Origin of the sequence: Streptomyces marokkonensis, from assembly GCF_008312835.1 — a bacterium.
GTDB classification, from domain to species: Bacteria; Actinomycetota; Actinomycetes; order Streptomycetales; family Streptomycetaceae; genus Streptomyces; species Streptomyces marokkonensis_A.
Window position 1 is genome coordinate 1 of the sequence record NZ_VSKS01000005.1, and the last position, 17,687, is coordinate 17,687.

Here is a 17,687-nt window from a genome sequence, read left to right on the forward strand (position 1 = left end):
CGGCACCTCTCGGGCCCGGTGACACCACCCCCCAGGTCATCCGTTCGACAGGGGGCAACAGTCATGCCGGGCCCGGAGGCCAGCGGCCCTCTTGCAGGACCACGAAGAACATAACGGGGCACCGGCAAGCCCTTCGTCGCACTAGCGTGGACGGCATGACGACTCCTGCGGATGTGCACGACGTACGAGACCCCGAGCTGCCCGGGCGGCTGCTGACCGTCGAACGGGACGCGCTGGTGCCGCTGTTGCGGGGGCGGGACGACGCGGACTTCGCGCTGCCGGTGGCGGCGTGTCCGGGATGGACGGTGCGGGACGTGCTGGCGCACTGCTCGGCGGCGCTGTCACGGGTGGTGGAGAGCCGGTTCGAGGAAGGGGTGTTCTCGCCCGAGAGCAATGAGCGTGACATCGCCGAACGGGCCGGGTGGGCGAACGCCCAGGTCGTGGACGAGCTGGAGCGCGGGATGACCGGGGCCGGGCCGCTGATCGCCGAGGCGGGCGGGGTGCTGGACGTCCTCGCGCTGGGCGAGTGGGTGCACGCCGGGGACGTGCGGGTCGCCCTCCGTGAGCCGGGCGCCTACGCGGGCCCGGGACTGCCGTACGCGCTCGCCCTGCTGGGCCAGGTCACGACCCGGAAGGGGCATCTCCCGCTGCACGCCGACCTCGACGACGCCGACGAGCCACTGCGCCTGGGCGACACCTCGGGGGAACGTCCCCCGGCCCGCTACATCGGCGACGGTCCGACGCTGGTACGGCTGTACGCGGGGCGCCCGCTGGACGGTGCCTCGTACGAGCTGGCCGGGGTGGAGGCGGCGGAGCTGAACATCTTCGGACGCTGACCGGTGGGGCGGGGGAGCCCCGGGCGGCCGGTCGGGCGTAGGCTTGGATTGGACTAGACCTGTAGTCGCCGCCTGATGCCGAGGAATGGGGTCCCATGAGCAAGCGTGCAGTCCTGGAGGTGATCGCCCTCGACGTCGAGGACGCGGTCGCCGCCCAGGCCGGAGGTGCGGACCGCCTCGAGCTGGTCACGGACATGGCCGCGGACGGGCTGACGCCGGCGGCGGCGACCGTCACCGGGATCCGGGCGGCCGTGGACATCCCGGTGCGGGTGATGCTGCGGCTGGCGGACGGGTTCGCCGCGGGGGAGGTCGACCGGCTGGTGGGTGCCGCCTGCGAGATGCGCGCGGCCGGGGCGGACGAGTTCGTGCTCGGGTTCCTCGACGCCGACGGGAGTGTGGACCTGGGCGCGGTGGAACGGGTCGCCCGCGAGCTGGAGGGGTGCCGCTGGACGTTCCACCGCGCCATCGACCGGGCCGCCGACCGGGAAGCGCTGCGCAAGCAGCTCGCGGACCTGGCCGGGCTGGACACCTATCTGACGGCCGGGGCGGCCGACGGGGTGGACACGGGCCTGCCGACGCTGCTCGCCGAGGCGGGGCGGCGGGGTGAGCCCGGGTACGAGCAGCAGTTGCTGGTGGGCGGTGGCCTGCGGCTGGAGCACGTGCCCTTGCTGCTGAAGGCCGGGATCGACGGGTTCCACATCGGTGGGGCGGCGCGGCCGGGCGGCTGGGCCGGGCCGGTGTCGGCGGAGGCCGTCGCGGAGTGGCGCCGGGTGCTGGGGGACTGAGCGTTCCCTCCCTTGCCGGCGGGGGTTGCTGCCGGGCGGGGGTGGGTCGCGCAGCCCGGCGCTTACGGGTGCCGTCGCGCCCACCCGTGCCACCCTGCGGCACGACTGCCCGCGGGTACGGCGGCACGACTGCCCGCGGGTACGGCGGCACGGGTGCTCGCGGGTATGGCGGCGTGACTGCCGGTGGTGCGGCGGCGTGACTGCCCGTGGGTATGGCGGCGTGACTGCCGGTGGTGCGGCGGCGCGGGTGCTCGCGGGTATGGCGGCGTGACTGCCCGTGGGTATGGCGGTGTGACTGCCGGTGGTGCGGCGGCGTGACTGCTCGCGGGTGCGGCGGCGCTACTGCCGGTGGGTGCGGTGGCGTGACTGCTCGCTGACTGCGGGTCCCGGTCAGGTCAGTTGGGGCGGCAGTGGGGTCGTGTGGGTGATGACGAGGCCCGAGACCGCCCGGGTCAGGGTGACGTACAGGCGGCGCAGGCCCGTGCGTTCGTCGGGTTCGGCGTCCACCACCGCGCCGGGTTCGTCCAGGAGGACGTAGTCGTACTCCAGGCCCTTCGCCAGGGAGGCCGGGACCAGGGTCAGGCGGGTGGCGTGGGTCGTCTCCTCGCCGGGGGCGATGTACGTGACCCCCGCCGCCGTCAGCGCCCGTGCCAGTTCCGGGACGCGGGCGTCCGCGGCGATCAGGCCGACCGAGCCCTCGTTGCCCAGGAGTTCACGGCACGCGGACACCACGTCGTCCGTCCCCCCGGACCGGCGGACCTCGAAGAAGCCAGGGTTCTCGCGGATCGACGCCACCGGGGTGAGACCCGGGGCGATGTGCGTCAGGAGCCGGGAGGCGTACGTGATGACGTCCGTCGGGACGCGGAAACCGGCCGTCAGCTCCTCGATCACCGCGTCCTGCTTGCCCAGGTGGGCCAGCGCCTCCTCCCAGCTGCGGGTCGCCCACGGGGTGGTGCCCTGGGCCAGGTCGCCCAGGACGGTCGCCGAACCGGTCGTGCAGCGCCGGCCCACCGCCCGGTACTGCATGGGGGACAGGTCCTGCGCCTCGTCGAGCACCACGTGTCCGAGGGAGTGCGTGCGCTGGATCAGGTCGGCCGCCTCGTCGATCAGCACCGCGTCCGCCGCCGACCACTTCGCCGACTTCACCGAGCGGGCGGGCTTCGCCCACAGGATCGTCTTCCGCTCCTGCTCGTCGAGCAGGCCCTCCGCGTGCTCCGCCAGGAACTCCGGGTCGCCCAGCAGCCGCAGCACCAGCTTGGCCGGGTCGACGGCCGGCCAGACCGCCTTCACCGCCGCCTTCACCGCGGCGCTGCGGGCCACCGCGTCCTGCACACGGTCGTCCGGAGCCTCACCGGCCCGCTCCATCTGCACCAGCACGGTGTGCGCGATGCGCTGCGGGAGGGCGTCCCGGGCGGCGCCGTAGCGGATGTCGCGGTCGAGCAACTGGCGGACGATCTCCTCCAGTTCGTACGCCGGAACCCGCCAGCGGCGCGATCCGCGGACCACCACGACCGGCTCGGCGGGCATCGTGACGTGGGAGTAGAGGGCCCTGCGCAGGACCTGGGCCATGCGGGCGTCACCCTTGACGACCGCCGCCGCCGCGTCGTCCGTCCCGCGCACCTCCACGTGCGCCACCAGGTCGTCCACCGTGGCCTGCGCGACCGTCAGTTCGCCCAGTGCGGGCAGCACCTGCTCGATGTAGTGCAGGAAGGACCGGTTCGGCCCGACGACCAGCGTGCCGGTGCGGGCCAGCCGCTCGCGGTGGGCGTACAGCAGGTAGGCCACCCGGTGCAGACCCACGGCCGTCTTCCCGGTCCCGGGTCCTCCCTGTACGCACACGCTGCCGGACAGTCCGGACCGTACGATCTCGTCCTGTTCCGGCTGGATCGTCGCGACGATGTCCCGCATCGGGCCGACGCGCGGGCGTTCGATCTCCTGCTGGAGCAGCTTGCTGGTGGTGGCCCCCGCGGTCGGGTCGGACAGGTGCTCGTCCTCGTACGCGGTGAGGTCGCCGCCGGTGTAGCCGAAGCGGCGGCGCAGCGCGACGTCCAGCGGATCCTTCCTGGACGCCCGGTAGAACGGCTGGGACACCGGCGCACGCCAGTCGATCACCATCGGGTCGCCGTCCGCGTCGTGCACGTGACGCCGCCCGATGTAGAAGACCTCCCCTTCCGCCCCCTCCGCCTGTTCGGCGCCGGGGGCGTACAGGTAGTCGAGCCGGCCGAAGAACAGCGGGGTGTCGCTGAGGTCGGCCAGCGCCTTGACGCGCTCCTCGATCTGACGCTGCAGGACGGCCGCGTTGACCCAGTTGGCGGTGACGTCGCTGATGTCCAGGGCCTCGACGTCCTCGCGCATGGCGCGCAGTGCGGAGCGGGACGCGGTCAGGTGGGCGCGCTCCCGTGCGAGGGGATCGTCTGCGGGGGTGGTCGCGGGACCGTCTACGGGCTCGTCTACCGGCGTGGACGCGGACAAGGGGGTGCCTCCGGGGGGACCTGCTGCTGGGGCTGCTGCGGGAGACCGGCCGGTTTCCGTCCGGACGGCGGCGCTCCGTGAGGGAGGCGGGCAAGAGCGGAGATTCTAGGACGCGGGGCCGGTGCGGTCCAAACGGTTTGTTCGCCGCACCGGTCCCGTGGTCAGCGAGGCGAGCAGGGCGAGCCGCTCGGCGTCCTCGGTCCCCGGCTCGGCGTGGTAGACCGCGAGCGTCATCCCGTCGGGGCCGTCGACGTCCAGTTTGGACATGGTGAGGTTCAGCCGCCCGACCTGGGGATGGTTCATCCCGATCGGCCCGTTGCCCGGCGGCCGCACGTCGTGGCGCGCCCACACCCGCCGGAACTCCTCGCTCACCAGCGACAGTTCGCCGACGATCTGCACGACCCGGGGGTCGTCCACGTCGGACCCGAGCCGTCGGCGGAAGGCGGCGACGCATCGGGACGCCGTGTGGGTCCAGTCCGTGTGCAGCGCCTGCTCGGCGGGGTCGAGGAAGAACGACCGGAGCCGGTTCTCCCCCACCCGGATGCCCGGGGCCAGCGCGGTGGCGAGCGCGTTGGCCGCGATCACGTCGAGGGACCTGTCCGTCACGAAGGCCGGCAGCCCGATCGCCTCGAGCAGCTGTGCCGTGGCCGGCGGCACGGTCCGTCGCCGGGGCCGGCGGCGGGTGCGCGAGCGCGGCGCGGCGAGCTGGTGGAGGTAGCCCGTGGCGGTGTCGTCGAGCCGGAGGACCCGGGCGAGCGCGTCGAGGACCTGCGCCGACGGGTTGCGGTCGCGGCCCTGTTCGAGCCGCAGGTAGTAGTCGGAGCTGATGCCGGCGAGCATGGCCACTTCCTCACGGCGCAGCCCCGGCACCCGGCGTATCCCGTGGGCCGGCAGTCCGATGTCCTCCGGCGTCACCAGCTCCCGGCGCGCCCGGAGGTAGTCACCGAGCAGGTTCTCCTCAGGCATGTCCCTCATCGTAGGCGCGCGGGGCCGTTCGTCCCTGTCCCTGTCACTCCCAGGATCGGCAGGGAGCTGGGCGGGCGGGCCCGTGGCACGGACGGTGGGGTGCATGAGCATTCCGACCCCACCCCTTCCCGGCGGCACCTGGACGCTGGGCGATCTGACCGTCACCCGGTTCGGCTACGGGGCCATGCGGCTGAGCGGCCCCGGCGTGATGGGGCCGCCGGCCGATCACGACGGCGCGCTCGAGGTGCTGCGCGAGGCCGTACGTCTCGGCGTCACCCACATCGACACCGCCGACGCCTACGGACCGCACGTCACCAACCGGCTGATCCGCGAAGCGCTGCACCCCTACCCCGAGTCCCTGCACATCGTGACCAAGGTGGGCGCGGTCCGCGACGCGCAGGGCGGCTGGCCCCCGGCCCGCGAGCCGGACGACCTGCGCCGGGCCGTCGACAGCAACCTCGAGACCCTCGGCGTGGAGACGCTGGACCTCGTCAACCTCCGCCTGGGCAACGCCGAGGGCCCGCAGCCCGGTTCGCCGGCCAAGCCCTACGAGACCCTCGTCGAGCTCCAGCGGCAGGGCCTGATCCGGCACCTCGGCCTGAGCAACGCGACCGCCGACCAGATCGCCGAGGCGCAGACGATCGCCCCGCTCGTCTGCGTGCAGAACCTGTACAACCTAGCCCACCGCCAGGACGACGAGCTCATCGACCGGCTCGCCGAACAGGGCATCGCCTACGTGCCCTACTTCCCGCTGGGCGGCTTCAGCCCGCTGCAGTCCTCGGCGCTCTCCGCCGTGGCCGCCCGGCTCGGCACCGGCCCCCTGCCGGTCGCCCTGGCCTGGCTGCTGCACCGGTCGCCCAACATCCTGCTCATCCCCGGGACCTCGTCGGTGGCGCACCTGAGGGAGAACGTCACCGGCGCGGGCATCGCCCTGTCCGAGGAGGACCTCGCCGAGCTCGACATGATCGGCCGCTGACCCGCGCCCAAGGGGTGGCTGACAAATGCCCGCGGCGTCACGGCGTCTGGCACGCACGCTCGCCGCGTTGCCGAAACGCCCACGTGGCTCCGCCACGAGGACGCTCCGGCGCCTTGCGATCGCACGCACCAGACGCCGCTCCTTCTCCCACGCTCATTTGTCAGACACCCCTTAGGGGACGACCCGTCCTGCCCGAGGGGGACGGGTCGTCCCGGAGGTGTACCCCGGTCGCCCGCGGACCGGTCCCTTCGGCCGATGCCCGTACCGGGGCCGGAGAGCAACCATGGAGACATGAGCGCAGCGACCCTCCACCCCACCACACCGCCGGTCCGGCCGACCGGTGCGACCCCCCTTCAGGGCAGTCATCCGCACCGTCTCGGTGACGCCCTGCGTGCCGTGAAGGTGTTTCTCGGCGCCGCCTTCGACGTGATCGTCCTCGGCGAGTACGGCGAGGAGGCGGGCGTCCGCCGCAAGTAGGCACCGCCCCCGCTCCCCGGCCGGCTACCCGTGGTCCGGACGAGGCTGCCCGGCGGTGTCGTCCGAGGCCGTCGCGGGTTTCGTGTGCAGGACTTCGCGGCCCTGCTCGGCGGCGCGGGTGATCGCCTCGGAGATGAAGTCGAGGTAGCGGGCGACGTTCTCCAGACGGGTGCCGGCCGGTGTGCCGGGCCCCATGATGCCGACCCCCAGCCGTGAGGTCTCGGCGACCTGGGCGGTGGACGCGGCGCTGGCCATCATCGACTGGTGCCAGATGTCGTCGTCGACGCCGTAGCGCTCACGGCGGCCCTCCTCGCGTTCCCGGCGGACCAGGCCCTGACCCTCCAGGAACGTGATCGCCTTGGAGACGGACGCCGGGCTGACCTGGAGGCGCTGGGCGAGTTCCGCGGCGGTGAGGCTTCCGCTGTCGGTGAGGGTGAGGCAGGCCATGACCCGGGCCATCATCCTGGGCGTGCCCGTCGCTATGAAGACGGTGGTGAGCGTCTCCTCGTACTCGCGCACGGCCTCCGCGTCACGTCCGTGAGCCGCCGAGGGCGCCTGCGGCCCCCGGGGTGCGGCCTGTCGGCGCCGGTGGGCGCGGCGTTCCGCGGCGCGGTGGGCCAGGTCCGCGCGGTAGGACGCGGGACCGCCGTTGCGCATCACCTCACGCGTGACCGTCGAGGTGGGGCGGTCGAGCCGCCGCGCGATCTCCGCGTAGGCGAGCCCGTCGGCCAGCCCCAGCGCGATCTGCTGGCGTTCCTGCTGGGTGAGCCTGCCTCCTGGCAACGCGTGCTCCTTCGTGGTCCATGAGGGCTCCAGCATAGCGTTCACCTCCTCCTCATTGCAACAAACCCACTCTTCTTGTTGCGTTGCCTTTCTATCGGTTGCAACGAAACTGCTGCTCTGAGCTGCGTAAAAGCCTTTCATGTGCAACGAAGTAGTTGCCACATCTATGAACGCAACGTAGCGTTTCCGGTGTCAGAAACGACAACCCGAAGGAGCGCACGATGCAGTTCGACACGCCCACCCCGGTCTCCGTCGTCCTCGACGTCCCCGCGGGCCGCATTCAGCTGATCGCCGCCGACCGGGCCGGCACCGTGGTGGAGGTCCTGCCCGCGGACGCCACGAGGAGCCGCGACGTCAAGGCCGCGGAGCAGACCAGGGTCGACTACGGCGACGGCGTCCTGCGGATCGAGGGCCCGACGGCGAAGAACCAGTTCCTCGGCCCCTCCGGATCCGTCGAGGTGACCGTCCGGCTGCCCGCCGGCTCCCACGTCGAGGCCAGGACGGCCGGGGCGGAGTTCCGGGGCGTCGGCCGGCTCGGCGACGTCACCTTCGAGGGCGCGCAGGGCCCGGTCAAGCTCGACGAGACGGGGAGCGCCCGCCTCACCGTCCTCGCCGGGGACGTCTCGGTCGGCCGCCTGGGCGGCCCCGCCGAGATCAGCACCCAGAAGGGCGACATCCACGTCGCCGAGGCCGTGCGCGGCACGGTCGCGCTGCGCACGGAGCACGGTGACATCTCCGTCGGCGCCGCCCGCGGGGTCTCCGCCTCCCTCGACGCCGGCACCGGCTACGGCCGGATCCACAACACGCTCACCAACGCCGACGGCGCCGCCGCCGGTCTGACCGTCCGCGCGACCACCGCCTACGGCGACATCACCGCCCGCAGCCTGTAGACGTCCGCAGTCCGCAAAGGAGAACCCCTCATGACCGGCTTGGCCATCGCGGCGCACGGGCTGCGCAAGTCCTACGGCGACAAGGTCGTCCTCGACGGCGTCGACCTGACCGTCCCGGAAGGCACGATCTTCTCCCTGCTGGGGCCGAACGGCGCCGGCAAGACCACCGTCGTCAAGATCCTCTCCACCCTCGTCACCGCGGACGCCGGCGATCTGCGGGTCGGGGGCCACGACCTCGCCGCAGACCCGCAGGCCGTGCGGGCCGCGATCGGTGTCACCGGTCAGTTCTCCGCCGTGGACGGACTGATCACGGGCGAGGAGAACATGCTCCTCATGGCGGACCTGCACCACCTCTCCAGGCGCGAGGGGCGGCGGGTGGCCGCCGAGCTGCTGGAGCGGTTCGACCTCGCCGAAGCGGCGAAGAGGCCCGCCTCCACCTACTCCGGCGGCATGAAGCGCCGCCTCGACATCGCCATGACCCTCGTCGGCGATCCGCGGATCATCTTCCTCGACGAGCCCACCACCGGCCTCGACCCGCGCTCCCGCCACACCATGTGGCAGATCATCCGCGAACTGGTCACCGGCGGCGTCACCGTCTTCCTCACCACCCAGTACCTGGAGGAGGCCGACGAACTCGCCCACGGCATCGCCGTCCTGCACGACGGGAGGATCGCCGCCCAGGGCACCGCCGAGGAACTCAAGCGGATCGTTCCCGGCGGACACGTCCGGCTCCGCTTCACCGACCCGGCCGGCTACCGGTCCGCCGCCTCCGCCCTGGGCGAGGCCTCCCGGGACGACGAGTCCCTCGTCCTGCAGATCCCCGGCGACGGCAGCCAGCGCGAGCTGCGCGCCCTCCTCGACCGGCTCGACGCGGCCGGTGTCGAGGCGGACGGACTGACCGTGCACACCCCCGACCTCGACGACGTCTTCTTCGCCCTGACCGGCGGCGCCGCCGTCCCCGCCCCGTCCAAGGAGATCGTCCGATGAGCACCCTCGCCCTGGCCGTACGCGACTCGTCCACGATGCTGCGCCGCAACCTCCTGCACGCGCGCCGCTACCCGTCCCTCACCCTGAACCTGCTGCTCACGCCGGTCATGCTGTTGCTGCTCTTCGTCTACATCTTCGGGGACGTGATGAGCACGGGCATGGGCGGAGCCGACCGCTCCGCGTACATCGCCTACCTCGTGCCCGGCGTGCTGCTGATGACCATCGGCAGCACCACGATCGGCACCGCGGTGTCCGTCTCCATGGACATGACCGAGGGCATCATCGCCCGCTTCCGCACGATGGCCATCCACCGGGGCTCCGTGCTCGTCGGGCACGTCATCGGCAGCGTGCTGCAGTCGGTCGCGAGCGTGGTCCTCGTCGGTGCCGTGGGCGTGGCCATCGGCTTCCGCTCCACGGACGCCACGGCACTGGAGTGGTTCGCCGCGTTCGGGCTGCTCGTGCTGTTCTCCCTGGCGCTCACCTGGATCGCCGTCGGCATGGGACTGGTCAGCCCGAACGCCGAGGCGGCCAGCAACAACGCGATGCCGCTGATCCTGCTGCCGCTGCTGTCCAGCGCCTTCGTCCCGGTCGACGGAATGCCGGGCTGGTTCCAGCCGATCGCCGAGTACCAGCCCTTCACCCCGGCCATCGAGACCCTGCGCGGCCTGCTGCTCGGCACGGAGATCGGCCACAACGGATGGCTGGCGGTGGCCTGGTGCCTCGGCCTGGCGGTGCTCGGCTACCTCTGGTCGGCCGCCAGGTTCGACCGGGACCCGAAGTGACTCCCGTGACCGTACGGCCCTCGTCCCGCCCCCGGGCGGCGTGCTCCGACACCGTGTCGGAGCGCGCCGCCCCGTCGGCGTGTGAGTAGCCGGACGCACACCGCTGAGTATCCGAGCCGGTGCGCCGGCCGCCGCCGGCCCGTTTCACTGGCCGTATGAGTCACCACCACGCCGCCGCCCCCGTGTCGACGGTCCGGCAGTACCGGGCCGAGCGGGACCCCCGCGCCTGGGTGGCGCCCGCCGTCGCGACCGCGCTCGGGGCGCTGCTGGCGCCCGCGGCGATGCTGTTCGGCGGGCTGTCCGCCATGGCGACCGACAGCTGCGGCCCCGACCACTGCTCGTCCGCCCTGACGACCACCCTGAGCGTGATCTACGGAACCCTGTCCTTCGGCGGTGTCCTCGCGGTCTGCGCCTGGCTCGCCTGCTGGCTGCTGCCCCGGACCCGCCGCTGGTCGGTGCCGCGGGTCTGGCTGGCCGGCCTGTCGCTGCTGCCCTGGCTGGTCGTCCTGGTCCTCGTGTTCAACCTGCCCGAGGGGTGACCCGCCGACAGCCGTGCGCGCTCAGTTCTCCGCGAGGAGCTCGTCCGCGTCCATGATCCGGTAGGCGTACCCCTGCTCGGCCAGGAACCGCTGGCGGTGCGCCGCGAAGTCCTGGTCGATGGTGTCCCGGGCGACCACGGAGTAGAAGTGGGCCTGGTGCCCGTCCGCCTTGGGCCGCAGCACCCGGCCGAGCCGCTGCGCCTCCTCCTGCCGGGAGCCGAAGGTGCCCGACACCTGGACGGCGACCGTGGCCTCCGGCAGGTCGATCGAGAAGTTCGCGACCTTGGACACCACCAGGACGCTGATCTCGCCCTGCCGGAACGCGTCGAACAGCTTCTCCCGCTGGGCGTTCGACGTCTCGCCCTTGATCACCGGCGCGTCCAGGTGCTCGCCCAGCTCGTCGAGCTGGTCGATGTACTGCCCGATGACGAGGATCTGCTGCCCGGCGAACCGCCGGACGATCGCCTCCGTCACCTTCTGCTTGGTCGCCGTCGTCGAGCAGAACCGGTACTTCTCGTCCTGCTCCGCCGTGGCGTACGCCAGCCGCTCGGCGTCGGTGAGACTGACCCGGACCTCCACGCAGTCGGCCGGGGCGATGTAGCCCTGCGCCTCGATCTCCTTCCACGGCGCGTCGAACCGCTTCGGGCCGATCAGCGAGAACACGTCCGACTCGCGGCCGTCCTCGCGCACGAGGGTCGCCGTCAGGCCGAGCCGCCGCCGCGCCTGCAGATCGGCGGTGAACTTGAAGACGGGGGCCGGCAGCAGGTGCACCTCGTCGTAGAGGATCAGGCCCCAGTCCCGGGAGTCGAACAGCTCCAGGTGGGGGTAGACGCCCTTCCGCTTCGTCGTCAGCACCTGGTAGGTGGCGATGGTGACGGGGCGGATCTCCTTCCTCGTGCCGCTGTACTCGCCGATCTCGTCCTCGGTCAGCGAGGTCCGCCTCACCAGCTCGTGCTTCCACTGGCGGGCCGAGACGGTGTTGGTGACCAGGATCAGCGTCGTCGACTTGGCCTGCGCCATCGCACCGGCGCCGACCAGTGTCTTGCCCGCGCCGCAGGGCAGGACGACCACACCGGAGCCGCCGTGCCAGAAGTTCTCCACGGCCTGCTTCTGGTACGGGCGCAGCGCCCACCCGTCCTCGACCAGTTCGACGGGGTGCGCCTCGCCGTCCACGTACCCGGCGAGGTCCTCGGCGGGCCAGCCGAGCTTCAGCAGGGTCTGCTTGATCTGGCCGCGCTCCGAGGGGTGCACGACCACGGTGTCCGGGTCGATCCGGGCGCCGACGAGCGGCGCGATCCGCTTCGAGCGCAGCACCTCCTCCAGCACGGGCCGGTCCGTGCTGGTCAGGACCAGGCCGTGCGCCGGGTGCTTGACCAGGCTGAGCCGGCCGTAGCGGTCCATGGTGTCGGCGATGTCGACGAGCAGCGCGTGCGGCACCGGATAGCGGCTGTACTGCACCAGCGCGTCCACGACCTGCTCGGCGTCGTGCCCGGCCGCCCGCGCGTTCCACAGGCCGAGCGGGGTCACCCGGTAGGTGTGGATGTGCTCGGGCGCCCGCTCCAGCTCGGCGAAGGGCGCGATGACCCGCCGGCAGTCGTCGGCCTGCTCGTGGTCGACCTCGAGGAGAAGAGTCTTGTCGGACTGGACGATGAGCGGACCATTCACGCGCGGCTGCCTTTCTGCGACGGGCTCGGCACGGGCACAGCTCGGCCAAACGTCCAGTTTGCCTGATCGCGCGCGTCCGGCGCCCCGAGCGGGCCGCCCCGCTTCGCCGCGGCCGGCGTGAGCTTGTTCACCGGCGGCCTCCCGGGACGGTCCTGCCCCGGGGACGAGGGACCGGCCCGAACGAGTCAGCCGTCCTCGTCCGCCGCCTCCGCGACCCCCGTGATCCTGTGAAGCGGATACGAGCGGACCTCGTCGGCGGTGTGGTCGTACGCCGTGACGAAGCCGCCCTCGACGCGCACCGGGGCGATCACCCGCCGGCTCGCCGCGCCCTCGGCGTTGACGTAGCCGATCCACAGCGCCTCGCCGGTGAGGACGGCCGCCTGCAGGGTGGCGAGGGTCTCGGCGGCGGTCGTCCGGGGCAGCTCGCCGCCCCGGCCGGCACGTTCGTCGGCGGCCGGTTCGCGGGGGGCGGTGGAGGCGAGGTCACCGGCGCGGATGGCGCGGATCGCGGCCGTGAGCAGGGTGTCGTCCGGTACGGGCGGCCCGTCCGGGACCGGCTCGGGGGGAGTGCGCGGCGGGGTGCGGTGGGCGTCGGCGCGGCTGATCAGGACATCGCCCTCGGCGGACTCGGCGGCCGGTGCGAAACCCATCGCGCGCAGCCCCTCCAGCAGACCCGCCGGATCCACCCGCGCGGCCAGCACCGTCGGCGCGAGCAGGCGCAGGCCCAGCCCGGCGGCCCGCTTGTCGGCGAGGATCTCGCCCAGCACCGCCTCGTCGTCGCAGCGGACGTACGCCGAGGCGGCGCCCACCCGCAGGTGCCCGTGCCTGCGGGCCACGTCGTCGATCAGGTACGCCAGCGGCTGCGGCACCGGCGTACGGGAGTGCGCGGCGAGGAAGGCGTGCAGGTCGGCGGCCGTCCGCCCGGCGTCGAGCGCGCGCCGCACCGAGCCGGGCGTGAACCGGTAGACCGTCGCGCCACCCTTCGATTCCACGTCCGCGAGGACCCCCAGCACCTCGGCGAGCGGCCGCTCCAGCGGACCCGGTGCCACCGCCGTCAGATCGGCCTGGAGAAGGACGTGGTCCAGCGGCCGCGGAAGGAGCGGGGCGAGCAGACGCGCGGCGGCGGCCGCGGCGGTGGCCTGCTCGGCGGGGGAGAGGGGGGCCGGCGGCGGGGCGGACCGGTGGTGAACGGGCAGTTTGTCACCGGGCCCCTCGGGCTCCGCCTCCGCGCGCCGGGGCGCGGGCACGCCGATCAGCGCCCGCCCGTGCGTGGAGAGGGCGCCGCGCCCGGTGACCCCGAGCATCTCGGCCTCGGACAGCACCCACCCCGCCAGCCGGGCCCGCGGATCGTCGGCGTCCCCGCCGCCCGCGGGTTCCGCCGCGCCCCGGCCGCCGCCCCGCCCCCCGCGCGGCGGCCGTTCCCAGGCCAGCCGCGCCAGGACCGATCCGGTGGACGGTGCGGCACCCTCCGGGAGCGCCGCCAGCAGGGACAGCACCCTGTGCCGTACCTCGGGGGCCGCCGAGCGGTCCAGGCCCGGACCCAGCGCCGACAGCGTGTGGTCCTTGGCGTCCCGCCCGCCGACCAGTCCCGCCGTCCGCGTCGCCGCCAGCCACGCCGTGGCCAGCCGCACCCACCGGTCCGCCGCGGGCTGCTCGCGCCACTCGTCGTACGCCGGTGTCGCCGCGTACCGCTCGTCCGCCTCCCCGTCGGAGGCCAGCAGCCCCGCCGCATAGGCCAGTTCGACCCAGAACGCGGCCACCGGCTCGGTCACGTCGAGGGCCACGGCGGTCCGCTTCAGGTCCCGCACGCTCAGCCCGCCCGACCGCAGCACCGCCGGGCCGCCCTCGTGCCAGTCCTTCAGCAGCTCCTCGACCGTCGCCGACGCCGTGTACGCCTGCCCGGCCGCCGTCGCGTCCACCACCTGTGGACGGTGCGTGGCGGCCGCCTCGACGGGCGGCGGCAGCGGCTCCGTCCTGCGGTGCGCCCGCCCGGCCCGCAGCCGCAGCGCCACCTCGCGCGGCAGTACGACCGTCCCGGGCGCCGTCGGCAGCAGCAGCCCCCGGTCGAGGAGCCAGCGCAGCCGGGGCGCGGGATCGGCGGTGACCTGCCCGTACGGCGGGCCCCAGACCAGCCTCTCCAGCACCTCCACGGACTCGCTCGGGGCCTCGTCGAGCAGCGCGGACATCCGCTCCGGATCGTTGAACAGGGCGGTCAGGGAGGCCACGGCGGACACCGCGTCGTGCGTGGACGGCAGCCCCGCCGTCGCCACGATCTCCTGGATCCGCCCCGGCGACATCCCGGCGGTGGCCTCCCGCACGGTCGGGCCGAGACCGGTCGGCGACGGGTGCTGCGGCGACGGCGCCAGCAGCTCACGGGCGGTGCGGACCAGCCGCAGCCGGTCGTCGCCACCCCACACCAGGGCCTGCTCGCGCAGCGCGCCGAGCGCGTGCGGCAGCGCGGCGGAGACCGCCGGGTCACCGTCGTCACCCGCCAGCAGCCCCAGCAGCTCCTCGTACGACGCCGGGTCCGCGGCCACCGCCAGCGCCTGCGCCGTCTGGAGCGCGAACCGGTCCAGCCGCTCCAGCGCCCGCACGACCGAGGCGCGGGTCCCGGCGCGGGTGGCGAGCTGGGTGAGGTCGGTGGGCACGGGCGTGACGAGATCCGGCCGGCCGCGCAACAGCGCCGCCAGGGACGCGTCGTCCCGCTCCCGGAGTGCCTCAGCGAGGGATCGGGGGGCCGCCGCCGCGGGCTTCTCCTCGGTGCTCATCCGCCTCACGGTAGCGGGTGGGCAGGTCCGTGGCGTGCACGGAGTTGGGCCGGCCGGCCGCTCTCGCGGTACCGTCGGGCGACGGCGTCCCAACGCATCCGTCCCGGAGGGGACTTCGTGGGTATCGAGAGTGACCAGGTCGTCTACGAATATCTGAGCCGCGTCGGCGACGTCGCGCAGCAGCGGCAGCTGCCGTCGGCGGCCCGTATGCGGCTGGTCGCCGAGTTGCGCGACGAGATCGACCGGCGCAGGGCCAAGGCCGTGGTCGATTCCCCCGCCGCGGTCCGCCGCATCATCTCCCGCATCGGCACGCCGACCGAGGTCGTCACGGCGGCCGAGGACGCCTCGCCCGGCACCCCGAGCGCTCCCGCGCCGCCGGCCGCCGTCCCGGTGCAGCGCGAGCCGGAGCGCGAAGCCGGGGGCGACCGCGGTGAGCGCCCGAAGGGCGTCCTGCGCCGGGTCGTCCCCCGGCCCCGCCCGGCGGAACCGGTGCGCCCCGCCCCCGCCGACGTACCGTCCCCGCCGCACCGGGCCGGCACGGACGAACTCGGGGACAGCGCCGACCAGCCCGACTGGTGGCGGGTCGACAACAGCGCGTTCGGGATCGGCGACGACGTGCCGGGCTTCGTGGGCGGCGTGGAGATCCCGGAGCTGCTGCGGTCACCGCCGGTGAAGGAGGAGCCCGAGCCGGAGGCGCGCGCCGAGCCGGCCGCCGCGGCCGAGGCGGAAACCGCCGCGCCCCGCCGCCGTCTTCCGCGCCTGCCGTCCGGCCGCTGGAACAACCCCCTGCTCCTGCTGGCCGCCGGTCTGCTGGTCGCGGGCGCGGTGCTGGGCAGCTGGTTCGCGCTGATCCTCGGCTGGCTGATCGCCTACGCCTCCCGGCGCCTCACCCCCGCGGAGTCGAAGGCGGCGGTCGCCGTCATCCCGGGTCTCGCGCTGACCGGCGGTGTGGTGTGGCTCTGGGGGCGGACGGAGGGGCGCTGGGGTGATCCCATCGCCGAGGGGCAGATGAACGCGGCGATCACGGGGACGTGGCCGTGGGTCATCCGGGGTGCGGCGGTCGCGTCGGCGCTGTTCCTGGTCTGGCGCTCCCAGCGCGGGCGCTGAGGCGCGCCGGGCGCGGCGCTTTGCCCACGGCGCCTGCCGGTGCCTCCCCCACTCTCGGCTGCGCTCGCGCGGGGGGACCCCCATCGCCCACCCGTGCCGCCCTGGGGGCACCTCCCAGGCCCTTGAGGCACTGGGGGAGGCACGACCGCCCGCGGCTACGGCGGGACCACTGCCTGCCCGCAGCCGCGGTGGTGCCGTCGGGGGTGGGCACAATGGCGGACATGGTCTCGACCCCGCTTCCGCCCACCGTCGGTTTCGATCTCGACATGACGCTCATCGACTCCCGGCCCGGTGTCCGTGCCTGCTACCAGGCGCTGGCCGGGCGGACGGGGACGTACATCGACGCCGAGCTCGCGGTGAGCCGGCTCGGGCCCCCGCTGGAGGACGAGCTGGCCCACTGGTTCCCGGCCGACCGGGTCGCGGAGGTCGCGGATCTCTACCGGGAGATGTACCCGGTGTACGCCATCACCCCCACGCCCGCCCTGCCCGGCGCCCGTGAGGCGATAGCGGCCGTACGGGACGCGGGCGGGCGGGCGATCGTCGTCACGGCGAAGTACGAGCCCAACGCCAAGCTGCACCTGGCCCACCTCGGCATCGGACCGGACGCCGTGATCGGCGGCCTGTGGGCCGAGCAGAAGGCCCTGGCACTGCGCGAGCACGACGCCGCCGTCTACGTCGGCGACCACGTGGGCGACGTGCGCGGCGCACGGACCGCCGGCGCGCTGTCCGTCGCGGTGGCCAGCGGCCCGTGCGACGCCGCGGAGCTGCGCGGGGCCGGAGCGGACGCCGTCCTCACCGATCTGACGGAATTCCCGCGATGGTTTTCGGACTATCGCACCGGCTACCGCTCGGACAACTGAGCCGCCCGCGCCCGGCGCCGCCCCGCCGCGGCCGAACGCAGTACGCCCGCGCCGGCCATCAGGAATCCGACGGCCATGAGCATGCTCAATCCGAACATGTACGTCGGAAAGGGCGACGTTCCGAGGAACAACGGGGCCACAGTGACCAGAGTGGCCACGGCACCGACGAAGAAGACGATGGCACCGGCACGGACCAGACCGTCACCGGGCGCGCTGGAATTCGCTTGGGTTTTGTCACGCACCGGACCAGGGTAGTTCCCTGCGCGAAGGAACAACCGGGTGACGTCTTGTCACCGGCCTGAAGACCATTAGCCTTGGTACCGGCGGGTCATCGGGCCCGCCCGAGTGCTATCCAGAGCCGTTTTCCGAAGCAGTTTTCCCGACGAGTACGAGGACGAGGACAGACGTGCCCACCGGCAAGGTCAAGTGGTTCAACAGCGAGAAGGGCTTCGGCTTTCTCTCCCGTGACGACGGCGGCGACGTCTTCGTGCATTCCTCCGTCCTCCCCGCCGGAGTCGAGGCCCTCAAGCCGGGCCAGCGCGTGGAGTTCGGCGTGGTCGCCGGACAGCGCGGCGACCAGGCCCTCTCCCTGACCATCCTGGACCCGACCCCGTCGGTCGCGGCCGCCCAGCGCAAGAAGCCGGACGAGCTGGCGTCCATCGTCCAGGACCTGACGACCCTGCTGGAGAACATCACGCCGTCCCTGGAGCGGGGCCGCTACCCCGACCGCGCGGCCGGCAAGAAGATCGCCGGGCTGCTCCGCGCGGTCGCCGACCAGCTGGACGTCTAGAGCC

At 73.5% G+C, this 17,687-nt stretch carries 17 protein-coding genes; 11 read left to right on the forward strand and 6 right to left on the reverse strand.

Annotation, left to right across the window (positions count from 1 at the left end; genetic code table 11):
• Nucleotides 1–155 precede the first annotated feature (155 nt).
• Together F1615_RS10380 and F1615_RS10385 are read left to right on the forward strand one after the other, a co-directional pair.
• Nucleotides 156–836, forward strand: coding sequence for a maleylpyruvate isomerase family mycothiol-dependent enzyme (locus tag F1615_RS10380; RefSeq protein ID WP_149548623.1), 681 nt, complete (start codon nucleotides 156–158; stop codon nucleotides 834–836).
• 95 nt (nucleotides 837–931) lie between these two features.
• Nucleotides 932–1,621 carry a copper homeostasis protein CutC gene (locus F1615_RS10385; RefSeq protein WP_149548624.1) on the forward strand — a complete coding sequence of 230 codons (690 nt, stop codon included), beginning with the start codon at nucleotides 932–934 and terminating at the stop codon, nucleotides 1,619–1,621.
• A gap of 390 nt (nucleotides 1,622–2,011) precedes the next feature.
• Here the strand turns inward: F1615_RS10385 and F1615_RS10390 are convergent, their stop codons facing one another.
• Complete coding sequence (locus F1615_RS10390) at nucleotides 2,012–4,093, reverse strand: HelD family protein (protein WP_149548625.1); 2,082 nt, start codon at nucleotides 4,091–4,093, stop codon at nucleotides 2,012–2,014.
• A 105-nt stretch (nucleotides 4,094–4,198) separates the two neighbouring features.
• Nucleotides 4,199–5,068: a helix-turn-helix domain-containing protein gene (locus F1615_RS10395; RefSeq protein ID WP_149548626.1), complete on the reverse strand. Its 870-nt coding sequence runs from the start codon at nucleotides 5,066–5,068 to the stop codon at nucleotides 4,199–4,201.
• Between the two features lie 94 nt (nucleotides 5,069–5,162).
• On the opposite strand from F1615_RS10395, the gene F1615_RS10400 reads away from it, so the two are divergent.
• Together F1615_RS10400 and F1615_RS10405 are read left to right on the forward strand one after the other, a co-directional pair.
• Entirely contained in the window at nucleotides 5,163–6,035 is an 873-nt protein-coding gene (locus F1615_RS10400; RefSeq protein WP_149548627.1) for an aldo/keto reductase family oxidoreductase, read from the forward strand.
• Between the two features lie 291 nt (nucleotides 6,036–6,326).
• On the forward strand, nucleotides 6,327–6,512 hold the full coding sequence (locus tag F1615_RS10405) for a hypothetical protein (protein ID WP_149548628.1): 186 nt from the start codon (nucleotides 6,327–6,329) through the stop codon (nucleotides 6,510–6,512).
• A gap of 24 nt (nucleotides 6,513–6,536) precedes the next feature.
• On the opposite strand, the gene F1615_RS10410 is transcribed toward F1615_RS10405, so the two are convergent.
• Nucleotides 6,537–7,295 carry a GbsR/MarR family transcriptional regulator gene (locus F1615_RS10410; RefSeq protein WP_149548935.1) on the reverse strand — a complete coding sequence of 253 codons (759 nt, stop codon included), beginning with the start codon at nucleotides 7,293–7,295 and terminating at the stop codon, nucleotides 6,537–6,539.
• A gap of 221 nt (nucleotides 7,296–7,516) precedes the next feature.
• Between F1615_RS10410 and F1615_RS10415 the strand changes: the two genes are divergently transcribed.
• The 4 genes from F1615_RS10415 to F1615_RS10430 all read left to right on the forward strand — a co-directional run bounded on the left by F1615_RS10415 (nucleotide 7,517) and on the right by F1615_RS10430 (nucleotide 10,493).
• Nucleotides 7,517–8,185 (forward strand): DUF4097 family beta strand repeat-containing protein, encoded by a 669-nt coding sequence (locus F1615_RS10415; RefSeq protein WP_149548629.1) that lies wholly within the window; start codon nucleotides 7,517–7,519, stop codon nucleotides 8,183–8,185.
• A gap of 30 nt (nucleotides 8,186–8,215) precedes the next feature.
• Nucleotides 8,216–9,172: an ATP-binding cassette domain-containing protein gene (locus F1615_RS10420; RefSeq protein ID WP_149548630.1), complete on the forward strand. Its 957-nt coding sequence runs from the start codon at nucleotides 8,216–8,218 to the stop codon at nucleotides 9,170–9,172.
• The gene (locus F1615_RS10425; RefSeq protein WP_149548631.1) at nucleotides 9,169–9,954 is read left to right on the forward strand and encodes an ABC transporter permease; all 786 of its coding nucleotides are present in this window, start codon (nucleotides 9,169–9,171) and stop codon (nucleotides 9,952–9,954) included. Before F1615_RS10420 ends, F1615_RS10425 begins: the two co-directional genes overlap by 4 nt.
• 155 nt (nucleotides 9,955–10,109) lie before the next feature.
• Entirely contained in the window at nucleotides 10,110–10,493 is a 384-nt protein-coding gene (locus F1615_RS10430) for a hypothetical protein (RefSeq protein ID WP_149548632.1), read from the forward strand.
• A 21-nt stretch (nucleotides 10,494–10,514) separates the two neighbouring features.
• On the opposite strand, the gene F1615_RS10435 is transcribed toward F1615_RS10430, so the two are convergent.
• Entirely contained in the window at nucleotides 10,515–12,158 is a 1,644-nt protein-coding gene (locus tag F1615_RS10435) for a DNA repair helicase XPB (protein WP_149548633.1), read from the reverse strand.
• 185 nt (nucleotides 12,159–12,343) lie between these two features.
• Nucleotides 12,344–14,926: a helicase C-terminal domain-containing protein gene (locus tag F1615_RS10440; RefSeq protein WP_149548634.1), complete on the reverse strand. Its 2,583-nt coding sequence runs from the start codon at nucleotides 14,924–14,926 to the stop codon at nucleotides 12,344–12,346.
• A 117-nt stretch (nucleotides 14,927–15,043) separates the two neighbouring features.
• Here F1615_RS10440 and F1615_RS10445 point away from each other — a divergent pair, with 117 nt between their 5' ends.
• Both F1615_RS10445 and F1615_RS10450 read left to right on the forward strand, forming a co-directional pair.
• The gene (locus F1615_RS10445; RefSeq protein ID WP_149548635.1) at nucleotides 15,044–16,033 is read left to right on the forward strand and encodes a hypothetical protein; all 990 of its coding nucleotides are present in this window, start codon (nucleotides 15,044–15,046) and stop codon (nucleotides 16,031–16,033) included.
• Nucleotides 16,034–16,254: 221 nt separating this feature from the next.
• Nucleotides 16,255–16,893 carry an HAD family hydrolase gene (locus F1615_RS10450; protein WP_149548636.1) on the forward strand — a complete coding sequence of 213 codons (639 nt, stop codon included), beginning with the start codon at nucleotides 16,255–16,257 and terminating at the stop codon, nucleotides 16,891–16,893.
• Here the strand turns inward: F1615_RS10450 and F1615_RS10455 are convergent.
• A complete protein-coding gene (locus tag F1615_RS10455) occupies nucleotides 16,875–17,135 on the reverse strand; it encodes a hypothetical protein (protein WP_149548637.1) in 261 nt (86 codons plus the stop codon). The two genes, F1615_RS10450 and F1615_RS10455, sit on opposite strands and share 19 nt — an antisense overlap.
• 164 nt (nucleotides 17,136–17,299) lie before the next feature.
• Here F1615_RS10455 and F1615_RS10460 point away from each other — a divergent pair, with 164 nt between their 5' ends.
• Nucleotides 17,300–17,683 carry a cold-shock protein gene (locus F1615_RS10460; RefSeq protein ID WP_019523900.1) on the forward strand — a complete coding sequence of 128 codons (384 nt, stop codon included), beginning with the start codon at nucleotides 17,300–17,302 and terminating at the stop codon, nucleotides 17,681–17,683.
• Nucleotides 17,684–17,687: the final 4 nt, after the last annotated feature.